15 protein-coding genes are annotated in these 12,316 nt (G+C 64.3%); 2 read left to right on the forward strand and 13 right to left on the reverse strand.

All coding sequences use genetic code 11. From position 1 onward, the window contains the following. Positions 1-234: 234 nt before the first annotated feature. Together VV867_RS12295 and VV867_RS12300 are read right to left on the reverse strand one after the other, a co-directional pair. Complete coding sequence (locus VV867_RS12295) at positions 235-2,139, reverse strand: potassium transporter Kup (protein ID WP_109932199.1); 1,905 nt, start codon at positions 2,137-2,139, stop codon at positions 235-237. A gap of 384 nt (positions 2,140-2,523) precedes the next feature. Further along, positions 2,524-2,778, reverse strand: a complete 255-nt coding sequence (locus VV867_RS12300) for a hypothetical protein (RefSeq protein ID WP_328566518.1) — start codon at positions 2,776-2,778, stop codon at positions 2,524-2,526. A gap of 142 nt (positions 2,779-2,920) precedes the next feature. Here VV867_RS12300 and VV867_RS12305 point away from each other — a divergent pair, with 142 nt between their 5' ends. Both VV867_RS12305 and VV867_RS31165 read left to right on the forward strand, forming a co-directional pair. After that, positions 2,921-3,283, forward strand: coding sequence for a helix-turn-helix domain-containing protein (locus tag VV867_RS12305; protein ID WP_328566519.1), 363 nt, complete (start codon positions 2,921-2,923; stop codon positions 3,281-3,283). Between the two features lie 12 nt (positions 3,284-3,295). Then, on the forward strand, positions 3,296-3,652 hold the full coding sequence (locus tag VV867_RS31165; RefSeq protein WP_442965017.1) for an SLOG family protein: 357 nt from the start codon (positions 3,296-3,298) through the stop codon (positions 3,650-3,652). A gap of 111 nt (positions 3,653-3,763) precedes the next feature. On the opposite strand, the gene VV867_RS12310 is transcribed toward VV867_RS31165, so the two are convergent. The 11 genes from VV867_RS12310 to VV867_RS12360 all read right to left on the reverse strand — a co-directional run bounded on the left by VV867_RS12310 (position 3,764) and on the right by VV867_RS12360 (position 12,308). Beyond that, positions 3,764-4,558, reverse strand: a complete 795-nt coding sequence (locus VV867_RS12310) for a DNA adenine methylase (protein ID WP_328566520.1) — start codon at positions 4,556-4,558, stop codon at positions 3,764-3,766. Positions 4,559-4,701: 143 nt separating this feature from the next. Beyond that, entirely contained in the window at positions 4,702-5,151 is a 450-nt protein-coding gene (gene lysC / locus VV867_RS12315; RefSeq protein WP_328566521.1) for an Rz1-like lysis system protein LysC, read from the reverse strand. 120 nt (positions 5,152-5,271) lie between these two features. Beyond that, on the reverse strand, positions 5,272-5,901 hold the full coding sequence (locus VV867_RS12320) for a glycoside hydrolase family 19 protein (protein WP_328566522.1): 630 nt from the start codon (positions 5,899-5,901) through the stop codon (positions 5,272-5,274). Positions 5,902-5,910: 9 nt separating this feature from the next. Continuing rightward, positions 5,911-6,141: a DUF7940 domain-containing protein gene (locus tag VV867_RS12325; protein WP_328566523.1), complete on the reverse strand. Its 231-nt coding sequence runs from the start codon at positions 6,139-6,141 to the stop codon at positions 5,911-5,913. Between the two features lie 321 nt (positions 6,142-6,462). Beyond that, positions 6,463-7,509, reverse strand: a complete 1,047-nt coding sequence (locus VV867_RS12330) for a phage late control D family protein (RefSeq protein ID WP_328566524.1) — start codon at positions 7,507-7,509, stop codon at positions 6,463-6,465. Positions 7,510-7,570: 61 nt separating this feature from the next. Further along, complete coding sequence (locus tag VV867_RS12335; protein ID WP_328566525.1) at positions 7,571-7,846, reverse strand: hypothetical protein; 276 nt, start codon at positions 7,844-7,846, stop codon at positions 7,571-7,573. A gap of 121 nt (positions 7,847-7,967) precedes the next feature. Beyond that, positions 7,968-8,174, reverse strand: a complete 207-nt coding sequence (locus tag VV867_RS12340; protein WP_328566526.1) for a tail protein X — start codon at positions 8,172-8,174, stop codon at positions 7,968-7,970. Continuing rightward, positions 8,149-8,994, reverse strand: coding sequence for a phage tail protein (locus tag VV867_RS12345; protein WP_328566527.1), 846 nt, complete (start codon positions 8,992-8,994; stop codon positions 8,149-8,151). Before VV867_RS12345 ends, VV867_RS12340 begins: the two co-directional genes overlap by 26 nt. A gap of 14 nt (positions 8,995-9,008) precedes the next feature. Continuing rightward, a complete protein-coding gene (locus tag VV867_RS12350; RefSeq protein ID WP_328566528.1) occupies positions 9,009-11,327 on the reverse strand; it encodes a phage tail tape measure protein in 2,319 nt (772 codons plus the stop codon). A gap of 145 nt (positions 11,328-11,472) precedes the next feature. Continuing rightward, positions 11,473-11,793 (reverse strand): phage tail assembly protein, encoded by a 321-nt coding sequence (locus tag VV867_RS12355; RefSeq protein WP_328566529.1) that lies wholly within the window; start codon positions 11,791-11,793, stop codon positions 11,473-11,475. An 11-nt stretch (positions 11,794-11,804) separates the two neighbouring features. Beyond that, positions 11,805-12,308 (reverse strand): phage major tail tube protein, encoded by a 504-nt coding sequence (locus tag VV867_RS12360; RefSeq protein WP_328566530.1) that lies wholly within the window; start codon positions 12,306-12,308, stop codon positions 11,805-11,807. Between the last annotated feature and the right edge of the window lie 8 nt (positions 12,309-12,316).

Here is a 12,316-nt window from a genome sequence, read left to right on the forward strand (position 1 = left end):
CCGCGATAGCCGGATGTCCCGGCGCGGTTCGCGGATGAGATCCGCTCCTACGCAACCCCACCCACGCCATTCCCATGTAGGAGCGCGCCCTGCGCGCGAATCGCGGGCAGGGCCCGCTCCTACAGGTTTGGGGCATGTTATTTCGCCTGTAGGAGCGGACTTTGTCCGCGATAGCCGGGTGTCCCGGCGCGGTTCGCGGATGAGATCCGTTCAGGTTGCCGCACAGCGCGCCCCTCAGATCTCCACCTGCGTCCCCAGCTCGATCACCCGGTTCAGCGGCAGGTTGAAGTAGCGCAGGTTGCCGTTGGCGTTCTTCAGCAGGAAGGCGAACAAGCCTTCGCGCCAGCGCGCCATGCCGATGCGCCTGGACGGGATCACCGTCTCGCGGCTGAGGAAATAGGTGGTGCGCATCGGGCTGAAGTCCAGCTCGTTGAGGTGGCAGTACTTCAGCGCCGCCGGGATGTCCGGGTCCTCCATGAAGCCGAAGTGCAGCAGCACGCGGAAGAAGCCCTCGCCGTAGGCATCCACCTCGAAGCGGCGGTCGGTGGCGACCCGCGGGCTGTCTTCGTTGACCACCGTGAGCAGCACCACCTGCTCGTGCAGCACCTGGTTGTGCAGCAGGTTGTGCAACAGCGCGTGCGGCACGGCGTCGGAACGCGCGGTGAGGAACACCGCGGTGCCCTGTACCCGGTGCGGCGGCTGCGAGCGGATGCTGGCGATGAACAGCGGCAGCGGCAGCGAGCCTTCGTCGAGGCGCTCCACCAGCAACTGGCGGCCGCGCTTCCAGGTGGTCATCAGGATGAACAGGGCGATACCGGCGATCACCGGGAAGGCGCCGCCCTGCACCACCTTCGGCAGATTGGCGGAGAAGAACAGCACGTCCACCAGCAGCATCATGCAGAAGAACGGAATGGCCAGCCACAGCGGCCACTTCCAGTGCAGCCAGAGCACCACGCCCATCAGCAGGGTGGTCACCAGCATGGTCCCGGTCACCGCCACGCCATAGGCCGAGGCCAGCGCCGCGGAGGACTCGAAGCCCAGCACCAGCAGCACCACACCGACCATCAGCGCCCAGTTCACCCCGGCGATGTAGACCTGCCCCTGCTCCTGGCTGGAGGTGTGCTGCACGAACATGCGCGGCACGAAGCCCAGCTGGATGGCCTGGCGGGTCAGCGAGAAGGCCCCGGAAATCACCGCCTGGGAGGCGATCACCGTGGCCACGGTGGACAACGCCACCATCGGCAGCAGCGCCCAGGACGGCGCCAGCAGGTAGAAGGGGTTGCGCGCGGCTTCCGGGTTGTAGAGGATCATCGCGCCCTGGCCGAAGTAGTTCAGCACCAGGCCCGGCAGCACCAGGGCGAACCAGGCGCGGGAAATCGGCTTGCGGCCGAAGTGGCCCATGTCCGCGTACAGCGCCTCGGCGCCGGTCAGCGCCAGCACGGTGGCGCCGAGGATGGCCACGCCGATGCCCGGATGGACCACGAAGAAATTCACCGCCCAGTACGGGTTCATGGCGTTGAGCACCACCGGGTGCTGGTAGATGCCGTACAGGCCCAGCGCGCCGAGCACCACGAACCAGATCACCATCACCGGGCCGAACAGGATGCCGATGCGCGCCGTGCCATGGCGCTGGATGAGGAACAGGCCGACCAGCACCACCAGCGCCAGCGGCACCACCCAGTGCTCCAGGCCGTCGAAGGCGATCTCCAGGCCCTCGATCGCCGAGAGCACCGAGATCGCCGGGGTAATCATGCTGTCGCCGTAGAACAGCGAGGCGCCGAACAGGCCCAGCACCACCAGCACCGCGCTCAACCTGGGGTAGTCGTGGGCGGCGCGGCGCGCCAGCGCGGTCAGCGCCATCACCCCGCCCTCGCCCTGGTTGTCGGCGCGCAGGACGAAGATCACGTACTTGATCGAGACCACCCACACCAGCGACCAGAAGATCAGCGAAAGGATGCCGAGGATGGCGTCGTGCCCCACCTGCACGCCATAGCCGCCGACGAAGACTTCCTTGAGCGTATACAGCGGGCTGGTACCGATGTCGCCGTAGCAGACGCCCACCGCGGCCACCATCATGCCCAGGGCGGAGCTTGAATGGTTTTCCTGCTGCTCCGCGGTTCCAGCGCTGGCGTTGGACATGTAACAAAATTCCTCTAGGAAAAATTCGGCGCATCCTGCGCCGACGGACTCGGCGATGCAAGCGCCGCGAAAGCTCGATCTGAATGACTATAGAGGGTGTTCGGCGGCCTTACCCTGTGCCTGGCGGCGCTTTCGCGGGGCGCTGCGGCAGCTTGTCTCACGGAGGCTGGTCAAGCGCGCGGGCTGCCGCTAGAATTGCGCACTTTTTGATCAGAGGCGCCGCCAGCGCGCCCTTAGAGGTTAGCCGCCCATGTCCACCGCAACGCCCAAAGTCGGATTTGTCAGCCTCGGATGCCCATAGGATGGTCAAAATAAACTTTTGAGGCGGACACAAAAAAAGGCCCGTCGCTACCGGGAAACCCAGCAGCGACGGGCCGTTCAGCACTACTTGTCGGCGGCGACCAGCCGATCCACTTCGCGTTGCACCAGTGCCTGATACTCCGGCGGGCTAAGCGCGTCGATCTCGTCCTTCACCCAATCGCCCCACCGCCCCTTCCGCTTCGAGCGTTCACCGAACAGCTTTCCAGCCTCGACTTTCGCACGCTCCAGGTTCTGCTGCCAAAACTCGAACAGCCGGGATTTCTCGTCCTCCTGCGCCTGGCGCTCATCGGCCGGTCGGTTCGCTAGATTCCAGCTCATTGGGTGCCTCCTGAATTCAAAGGCACGCATTCTACTTCGATAGGACCGCGCTTTCGCACCGCTTGTCTCCATCACAAAATACTGTATATAAATACAGCTATCATCCAATCCCATGGATCACCATTTACTTATGGAGAGCGAGATGGAAACCAACATTGTGGAAATTGAGAAGGCCCTTTTTGAAAGACGCCGCGCGATCTTCAATGCCATTTGGCATCCAGACGTCACGCTGACATTCACGCCCGAGCACTGCAAGAAGGCAAGGGATATGCTCGACTGGAGCGTCGAAGCACTGGCTTTCAGATCAGGCGTATCCACCAGGGCAATACGGGAGCTGGAGTCTTCGGGCCAGCCAATGCGTCGAATCACCATGCAGGCGCTGGCATACGCCTTTGAGAGCGAAGCACTTGTTTTCCTTCCCGGCCACCCTCCCTTGATCGGAGACAACTGCCGCGGCGCGACTGCTGATCCGCGCCTAAGCCCTGACTACCATCTCATCGAGTGAAACGGTGGAACCATGACGGTACGGATAGTTGTCTGTGGCGGCCGCGACTATGCGGACCACAACCATGTCAGGGTTGTGCTAGAGCACGTACAGGACCGCCGGGGCATCGACGCTATCATTCAGACAGGGGGCTGGGGTGCTGAGCACTGGGCGAGGTATTGGGCGAAAGGAAGACGCTGCGAGGTGATCACGGCCCAGAATGTTCTGGATATGTTCGACCTGCAGCCCGACGGCGTCGTGGCCTGGCCAGGGAAGACAAGGACTGCGGCCGTGCTGGCCGCCGCGAGAAAGGCCGGCGTCCCGGTCTACCAAGCACCACCACCTGGCACCCTCCCAGATAGATACCGGATCCTGCCCGTGGGCCGTTGACCGTCTACCCTTCCAAAAACTGGAGGGCGATCTGGCCGCACCGGGCGATTGCCCCGATCAACGGCTGGTTCGAGTGGGTGCCCGCGCGCGACATGCGCGGCGCCCCGGGCGCTAGAACAGCCCTCCCAGCGCCGCCGGCTCCCAGTTCATGATCACCAACTCCCCCGTCACCTCGGCCAGGCTCTGCCGCTGGTTCGTGTTGCTGTAGCGAATGTCCAGCCGCTCGACGTGGAACCCCTCGAACACGCGCCGGATGTCGGGGTGGTCGTTGATGCTGACCATCACCCGCCCCTTGCACCGCCGCATGAAGCTGGCCATCCGCTCGTACTCCTCGAAGGGGAAGGCGACGCCATAGCCCTCGGTCTGCCAGTACGGCGGATCCATGTAGAAGAACGTGTGCGGCCGGTCGTAGCGCTCGGCGCATTCCAGCCAGGGCAGGTTCTCGACGTAGGTGCCGGCCAGGCGCTGCCAGGCCGCCGACAGGCTTTCCTCGATGCGCAGCAGGTTGATGGCCGGGCCGGTGGTGGCCGTACCGAACGTCTGCCCGCTGACCTTCCCGCCGAAGGCGTGGTGCTGCAGGTAATAGAAGCGGGCGGCGCGCTGGATGTCGGTCAGCGTCTCCGGCCTGGTCAGCTTCTGCCACTCGAACACCTGGCGGCTGGAGATCGCCCATTTGAACTGGCGGATGAACTCCTCCAGGTGGTGCTTCACCACCCGATAGAGACAGACGATGTCGCCGTTGAGGTCGTTGAGCACCTCGGTCGGGGCCGGGACCGGCCGGAGAAAGTACAGCGCCGCGCCGCCGGCGAACACCTCAACGTAGCACTCGTGCGGCGGGAACAGGGGGATCAGGCGGTCGGCCAGGCGGCGCTTGCCGCCCATCCAGGGGAAAATCGGGTTGCTCATGGTGCAAGCCTTTACTGTATGGATAAACAGGTGATAGGCTCGCCGCGCTTCGTGCACGAGGCGGGAGCCATGGCTGGGCTTGCAGGGATAGTCTGCGGGCTTGGCGGCCGGCGGGGTGTTCCAGCACCCCGCCGGCCGCTCCTTCACTTCGGACGCTGGGCGTCCTGGCGCTGTATGCACTCCAGCACCTGGTTGGCGCAGTTCAGCAGCGCGGCCTCGGTGTCATCCAGGGCCTGCCGCCACTGGTCGTTCACCAGCACCGCCGGCCGCGCCGGCAGGACGCACGCCACCAGCGGGCAGAACTGCCGGGCTACGGTAGGCGGCGGGATCGGTTGTTTCGGGGCGAGCGTACAGCCGGCCAAGGCCAGCAGGCACAAGCCCGCGCAGATACTCATCGACAGCTTGATCATTGCGACGTAACTCCTCGAGGGCCGCACCCTGGGCCCTGGCGTTGCTGGAAACGGTCTGAGCCAGCGCGCGCATACGCTGGTCAATTTCGGTGATCTGGCCGATCTGGCGTTGCTGCTCGGCCAGCACGCCGGCCTGCAGGCTGACCAGCTGCTGTGCGTCACCGGCGGCCTTCTCCGCGGCATCAGCGCGCTGGGCCTGGAGATCGATGCGCGGGGCCAACCCCCACCAGACTAGGCCTGCACCGAGCGCAACCAGCAGGGCCACGCCCAGCGCCCAGGCGCCAACCCGCCACGCCACACCGCTCATGTCAGCACCGCCCTTGCCGTCGCCCACAGATCGAGGCGCTCTGCCTGGCCATTCAATCCGCCGTTAATGCGGCGGGTGATGTCGTTGAAACGACCGGCGTCTGCCAACTCGTTGAGCCCATGACTGGCCCACCACCACGCTGCCGAAAGGGCAGCGAACTCCGGCTGCTCCAACAGTTCGGGCTCGCTTTCCAGGGGCTGGCCGATGCCGCTGCCGGCGGCCCGGTAGTTCGCGCGGCCGGTAACCTGCAGCAGGCCGCGGCCGCGATAGGCCCAACCGTCGCCACTGGCCTCGTCGCCATTCCCGTTCCGGCCGGCGTAGGTGTTGTTGGCAATCGCCTGCGGATGTCGCGCTAGTTTCATCGCCAGGGCGTTTGGCTTCCCGTCGACGCCGGCATAGCGTTTCGGCCAAACCCTGGCCAGGCCGGCGGCATCGTAGTTCAGGTTCTCGACCAGGCGGGTGAGTTGGCTGCTTTCATGGCCGACCTGCGCCAGGAACGCGCTCATGCGCACGCTCGATGTGATGCCGTAACGGATCATCGCCCGGTTCAGTGCAGGAACAAAAACGCCGGCTCTTGGGCCGGCGTTCGGGAGGATGCGCAGCAGCTGCGCGTCGGTGATAGGCATTGGACCTCCTTAGGCTTCTGCCGGCGGCTCTACGGCACCGGACAGCGATTGCTGCTTGATCTGCATGGCCACCACTGCCAGCACCACGAGGACGGCATATGCGACCTGGTAGGCATTGCCGGGCAGCACCCCTTGCAGGGCGGGAAGGTTCTGCCGCAACAGCTCGATCACCGGAATCATGGTGATGATCCAGGTGCTGAAACGGCGGTACCACAATTTCCATTGCGGAATCAGTTGCATTTCATTTTCTCCGGGCATGAAAAAGCCCGCCGAAGCGGGCTTGTTGGTTGGCAAAAGCTGGTTACTCGTAGTCGAGATCCGCTGCTCGGCAGACAATGACGGTAGCCATCTCACCATCGAGCAACACGCGAATCCGCGGCTCATTCCCCATAAACGAATCGATTTCAATGACGGTCCCGTAAGGCTCCTTCCACGGGTAGGTGTCATGCACCATCCGCAGCGGAACCTAGACACGCAGACCGACCCGTACGTCCTTGAGCTCCATATCCCCTCCTCACGCGAAAAGGGGATGCTATTCGGCCAAGTCGAGCGGGCCAAGCATCATTGCGAAACGTCTACGACCTTCAGTTGCTTCGGCTGCTTCTTCCGTTTGCCAGCAGCCTTGGCCTTCCCTTTCCTTCCTCCGTTGCACTCGACCGTTGTAGTCCACCCGCCAGCGGTGAAGACCTGCTCGACGGAGTCGACCAGGTAGCTACCATCCAGCCCCTCCTTGAAGCCCGAGGCATTGATCGTGATTTCAGCGAACAGTCCAGTACGACCAGGCATCTCCAAGCGCACACCGGCGGTGGAGCGATTGAATGCTGCCAGCCTAGCCTTGGCCGCTTGCTCCGCGGCGCTCTTGTTCGGGTGGATATGACGGTCGGTATGGATCGGCGGCAGGCCCGAGGGAGCGTCATCGTTGCCCAGCTCGACGACGACCAACGAACCGCTCGCAGCGTCTTGGTACTTCGACTTGACCGAGGAATGGACAGCCCGGTCATCAAGCCTGAACTGGAAACGCGATACGTCCGAACGACTGATCGTGACCGGCGGAAACGACTTGCCACTGGCACTTTCTCCCCCCTCACGAGGCAGCACCAACAGCTTGCCGTCGGCTACCTTCGCCGTGCAGTCGAACTGCCGGGCCAGGCGCGTGACGAAGTGGTAGTCAGACTCTTTGATCTGATCCGCCCTTGGCACGACCGTGATCACCGGGCATTCCGCCTTCCAGCCATTCCGGGCGGCGACGTCACTGACGATTCGCGACAAGCTGACGTTTTCCCAGCTGCCACTCCGAACACTCTTACCACTGCCGCGCATATCACTGGCCCGGCCACGGACAACGATGACGTCCGGGGGACCGGCGAACTCCACCGCATCGACCATGTAAACGCCCTGCTTGGCGAGGGCCTGGCCATAGCCCAGGTGCACCTCGATCTTCGCCCCACGGCGCGGCAGCGAAACCGAGCTGTCGCGGTCGTCAATTCGCAACTCGAACTCGTCGGACTCCAGCCCGACCTTGTCCAAGGTACGCAGCATCAGCAGGCGGTCATTAATCAGCGCCGTGATATCCGCCCCATCGGCCACGATACGAAATGCAGGATTCATGCACTTGCTCCAGAAATGAAAAACCCGCACAGGGCGGGTTCAATACGCGTAGCGAGTATTGCTATTTGCGGATGTCGATCAGCTCCAGGCGATCAGGCTGCACCTGAATAACGCTTTGGCAAACCGGACAGGCTATAACATCGTCTTTCTTGGGATCGATGTGCAGCCCTTTGGTGCAGGCAGGACAATCGCCCTCGGTTACTACCTCGCGGAAGCCAAATACCTTCCACAGCATCAACCCGACGATACCCACCGACATAAACCAGCCAATGAGCGGAACGAACGCCACAGCCACTGCCGCCACCCCTCCCCAAAACAGCCAGTCCAAGCGATACATAGCCTCGCTCCACCAGCTCCGCTTAACCTTCCTCAATGCTGTTGCTGCCATAGCACTTCCGACCTGTGCGTTATCGACAAGAACAATAGTATCGGCCACATCCAGCAAGGGCAACGTGCCATTAGGCCCACAGTTGTACCTCCTCGCTGGACGCCGCTGGCAGGTCCGGCATCAGGATCTGCACGCCGGCAGGCAGAGGCTGGGGCCGGTCTGCAAGCCCCGGATTAGCCTCCAGCACTGACTCGACGGTGCCGTTGAGGTGGCCGTAGACCTGGTAGCACAAGGTATCGAGCAGATCACCGTCAGACGTTCTGTAGATCTTCGCCATATCGGACGAACTCCAAGGTGAAGGATTGCTTGCGCGGGATGCCGCCATGCAGGAGAGCGGCCTGCTCTTCCTCGATGCGCGTCAGGCACCACACGCCAAGATCCCGGCCATACCCGGTGACCATGTTCAGCGCCTCTCGGCGCGCACCGATCTCGCGTAAGGTGTCGAGCTGCCCAAGACCACCTCGCCAATGCGGGAAGATCGCACCGCGCAAGGTGATGCGCTCGTCGCCCAGCCCGGGCGACTGCTGCGCCGGCCTGCGCGTAAGGCGCTCTTGCGACGCCCAGCGGAACTCACTCTGCCGGGTCAGCTGATCGAACGCCGAGGTGTCCAGATTGAAGCAATACTGCGGACTGCCCGGCGTCAGGGGCTGAAGGATCAGCAGGTGGGGAAACGGCTTAACCGCACCTGGCGATGTGCTCAGCGGATCTCGTTGCTGCTCGGTCGGCAAGATATCGGCCAAGGCAGGGCTGACAGAGCCTCCCAGCTTGTTCACGGCGACCATCGCCCTACTCGTCTGCTGCTTCAACTCGGCCATGCGGTCATCGATGCCACTCACCACTCGCGTGGCGGTGCTGTAGACCGACACCACACGACCGACCTTCGCCTGCGCCATACCGATTCCACGCATGGCACGCCGCAGCTTGTCGCCAACGCCGGCAGGCACACCGGGCAGCCCCTCCAACTCTGAGGCTGCGCCGGTGATCTCGCTGATGGCCCCGTTCACCGGCCCCATCACCCCGTCCAGACTCTTACGGCCGGCCTCGCCTGCCTGGGCCAGATAGCGCAGGCCGCCCTGTAGTTGCTCCATGTAGGCCACTATCGCTCACCCTCCTAAACATTAGGGATATCGAAGAGACCAGAGCGCTGCTGGCTCACCCGGTAGTCGTCGAACAGTTGTCGCAGGTGCGGGAACAGGTCGTCGGCAAGGCGGCGCGGATCCTTCACGTCGCCCTGGACGGTGATCGAGAGCCGCGGGGCGAAGGTCATCGACTGGCTGACCGGCGCCTTCTGCTCGGGCTCCGCCGGCGGCGCCGGCTTCGGTGCCGCATCGGCGGCCGTCCGCTCCGGCTTATCTTCGCCGAACAGCGCCAAGCCCAGGGTGCCCCCCAAGCTGCTGCCGCCCATCCCACCCAGGATCCCGCCGATCAGACCACCGGCGGCCGTTCCGATGATGGGGATGACCGAGCCCAGCGCTGCACCGGCGGCGGCGCCCGCCAGCGTCCCGGCAAGGGTGCCCGCTGCCGAGCCATAACCCTCGGCCTTCTCGTCCCGCGTTTCCGCGTTCTGGTAGGTGTCGTAGGCCTGCAGGCCAGAGGCCAGGACGGCCATCGGCAGCGTGCCCTTGACCGCGCCCGCCATACCGGCCAGCCGCCCGATGCGCCCACCACCTCGGCGGCCACCTGCGCCAGGCCCAACATCCAGCCCACCACCACCCAGCGGCCAGTTGGTGACGAACACCCGCTGCACGCCAGCGCCGCCGGCTCCACCGGCCAGAACATCGCCGAGCGCTCCACCGATGCCACCAGCACCACCACGCGCCCCCCGACCAGGCAGGCCGCTGCGCGCCAGGTCCAGCAAGCCGCGGCCGACACTGAACGTGGCCACCGCCGACTTGATGGCGACAAGCGCACCGGCGACCGAGACCAGGCCGACCACAACGCCCTTGGCGGAATCACTGAGCCGTGTAACCCCCTGGCCAATAGCCTTGGCCTTGTCCGCCACCCAGTCGGTGAACGGTGCGATGGCATCCCCGATGCTACGTAGGGCATCGTCCCAGGCCTGGCCGACCTCGGCCCAGCGCTGCCGGGATGCTTCCCTGCGCTCTCGCAGGTTCTTTTCCAGGATGCCGGTGGCGTTCCTCGATTCCGTTTTCAGCTGCTGGTAGAGGTCGCGGTTCTGCATGTAGGCTGTCAACGCAGCCTTCACCTGCATGTCGCTGAACAGATCGCCGGTCTTCAGCGACTCTTCCAGCGCATTGGTCATGGCCTTGACCTTCTGCGGATCCGACTCCTTGCTGATCGACTGCAGCCCCTTGGCCATCTCCTGGGCCTTCGACGGATCCACGGCCTCGATGTACTTGCGCGCAAGCTCGAAGCTGGCCTCGACGGGCGACAGGCCATTGGCGATGGCCTTGTTCATCGAGCCCTGATAGTCGATCCCAGCCTTGGAGTATGCCTTGACTGTATCGCCCGAGCTGATCTTGCCGAACCAGTTCTTCAGGTTGTTCGCCGCCTCGTCGGACGAGCCGGCCGTCTTCATCTGCACCTGGAGCATGGCGCCCAATTGGGTGACCGCATCCAGGCCATACACCCCCTGCTTGGCCATTTCGGCCAGCAGCGAGGGGAACCATTTCGCCATGTCGCTGGCCTCGAACGAGCCAGCCTGGCCTTGGTAGGCAATGGCTTCCAGCGCCCGCTGCATCTCGGCCGGGTCGCTGATCCGTGCGTTCTGCTGCAGGGCATTGATCATGCGTCCGGTATCGTCCGCGCCGGCGCCCTGCCCCACCACGAACCTGCTGGCCACCGGCGCGTAGTTCACCGCGGCACCCAGGTCCATGCCCGCACCGACCAGCTGGTTGATCAGCCCGGCCACGTCGTTACGTCCCAGCCCCGTATCGCGCGACGTACTGATGATCTGCCGCGACATGTCGCGCTCTTCCGGGGCACCGGCGACACCCGCCTTGATCGCGATGTCACGGACGATGGCGTTGTAGTTCGCCGACACCGCCGCCGGCACCACCATGGCTGCGCCGAGTTTCGCGGCATCCCCCGCCGCCGACTTGCCCAGGGCCACGCCAGCATTGATGCGATTCATGCCGCTGGCCCGCAACTCCAGACTGCGCGTGGTCGCCCCCATGCGACGATAGGCAGCATCGAGGTTGCGCACCTCGACGCCCTGCTTGCGCAGGGCATCCAGGTTGCCATTGAGCTTACGCAGCACGCCATCAGCCGCGGCATCGCCCACCCGGTGCAACTGCTGGTACTCACGCTGCAGGCGCTGGGTTTCGCCGATCAGGCCCTGCAACGCACGGGCTTGCTGGCCTTTCTTCTGCAAGGCATCGATGCGCGACGACACGTTGCCGAAGGCCTTGCCGACCGTCGCGCTGACTGCGCCGCCTAGCACCAGGCCAATCGCCAGGTTCTTGCTCATGATGTGTTCCTCAGCCGACGCCACACCGCAACGCAGCGTCGGCCCTTATCAGTCGCAGCCCAGCCACCAAAGCAGATCCGCACAGGTCATGCGATCTATCTCCGATGGTTGGAAGCCGTACCGGGCCGCCAGCGCCCGGGCCAGGTCACGCATCCGCCCCGGCGCTGCTCCCATCGTCCTCGACCAGACGAAAGTAGGCGGTCTGCAGACGCTGGTAGTCCACCAGCTTCAGGGCCTCCAGGTCCTTCTGGCCGATCTCCACCAGCGAGGCGAACAGTTGCAGTTCCCGGTCGGTCTCGTCGCCACCGGCCGCTCGATGGGCGATGCGAATGTCGCGCACGGTAGGGGCACGCATGCGCAGGCGGTCGACTTGGATGCCGTTGCACTCCACCGGACGGCTCAGTTGGATCACCGCCGCATCGGCGTCGACGGTCAGCCAGGCGGGCATTTTCTGAACATTGCTCATCGTCTATCTCCTCACAGGCCCAGGTCAGCGCGCACCGAGGCGAGCTGGTCCACCCCATCGATGACGCGCACGCCGTTGACGGGATCGATCTCGTAGATGACTCGCCCGCCGACTTCCAGCTTGTAGTAGCTGACGCCAACGGAGAATTTGAAGGCAGCCTTCTCCCCGGGCTGCCAATCGCCGGGGTCAACCTCCTTGAGCATGCCGCGCAAGGTGGCCACCACCGCGGTGGTAGCCCCCTTCTGGCCCTTGAACGAACCACGGAAGCTGCCGCTGAACGCGGTCTGGTCGGCCAGGCCGAAGTAGACCAGCGCCTCGCGGCGAACGCCGTTGGTGCTGAAGGAGGCCTCCAGCTTCTCCAGGCCCATGTCCATGTCGATGGGGGCATCCATACCGCCGGCGCGGTAGTCGTCGGTCTTCACGGTCAGCTTGGGCAGCGTCAGCGTCGGCACGTCACCGGCGAAGCTGATGCCGTCGACGAACAGGTTGGTGTTGAACAGGATCTGCGGAACCATGCGGGCTA

The organism is Pseudomonas sp. JH-2 (assembly GCF_036231725.1).
GTDB classification, from domain to species: domain Bacteria; phylum Pseudomonadota; class Gammaproteobacteria; order Pseudomonadales; family Pseudomonadaceae; genus Pseudomonas; species Pseudomonas delhiensis.

What these genes read in the sequence shown, in the direction of transcription:
- VV867_RS12295 (WP_109932199.1), bottom strand. Translation starts at nt 2,139, where the DNA reads ATGTCCAACGCCAGCGCTGGAACCGCGGAGCAGCAGGAAAACCATTCA.
- VV867_RS12325 (WP_328566523.1), bottom strand. Translation starts at nt 6,141, where the DNA reads ATGCAACTGATTCCGCAATGGAAATTGTGGTACCGCCGTTTCAGCACC.
- VV867_RS12335 (WP_328566525.1), bottom strand. Translation starts at nt 7,846, where the DNA reads ATGTATCGCTTGGACTGGCTGTTTTGGGGAGGGGTGGCGGCAGTGGCT.
- VV867_RS12320 (WP_328566522.1), bottom strand. Translation starts at nt 5,901, where the DNA reads ATGCCTATCACCGACGCGCAGCTGCTGCGCATCCTCCCGAACGCCGGC.
- VV867_RS12340 (WP_328566526.1), bottom strand. Translation starts at nt 8,174, where the DNA reads ATGGCGAAGATCTACAGAACGTCTGACGGTGATCTGCTCGATACCTTG.
- VV867_RS12350 (WP_328566528.1), bottom strand. Translation starts at nt 11,327, where the DNA reads ATGAGCAAGAACCTGGCGATTGGCCTGGTGCTAGGCGGCGCAGTCAGC.
- lysC (WP_328566521.1), bottom strand. Translation starts at nt 5,151, where the DNA reads ATGCCGCGGAGAAGGCCGCCGGTGACGCACAGCAGCTGGTCAGCCTGC.
- VV867_RS12330 (WP_328566524.1), bottom strand. Translation starts at nt 7,509, where the DNA reads ATGAATCCTGCATTTCGTATCGTGGCCGATGGGGCGGATATCACGGCG.
- VV867_RS12360 (WP_328566530.1), bottom strand. Translation starts at nt 12,308, where the DNA reads ATGGTTCCGCAGATCCTGTTCAACACCAACCTGTTCGTCGACGGCATC.
- VV867_RS12300 (WP_328566518.1), bottom strand. Translation starts at nt 2,778, where the DNA reads ATGAGCTGGAATCTAGCGAACCGACCGGCCGATGAGCGCCAGGCGCAG.
- VV867_RS31165 (WP_442965017.1), top strand. Translation starts at nt 3,296, where the DNA reads ATGACGGTACGGATAGTTGTCTGTGGCGGCCGCGACTATGCGGACCAC.
- VV867_RS12355 (WP_328566529.1), bottom strand. Translation starts at nt 11,793, where the DNA reads ATGAGCAATGTTCAGAAAATGCCCGCCTGGCTGACCGTCGACGCCGAT.
- VV867_RS12305 (WP_328566519.1), top strand. Translation starts at nt 2,921, where the DNA reads ATGGAAACCAACATTGTGGAAATTGAGAAGGCCCTTTTTGAAAGACGC.
- VV867_RS12310 (WP_328566520.1), bottom strand. Translation starts at nt 4,558, where the DNA reads ATGAGCAACCCGATTTTCCCCTGGATGGGCGGCAAGCGCCGCCTGGCC.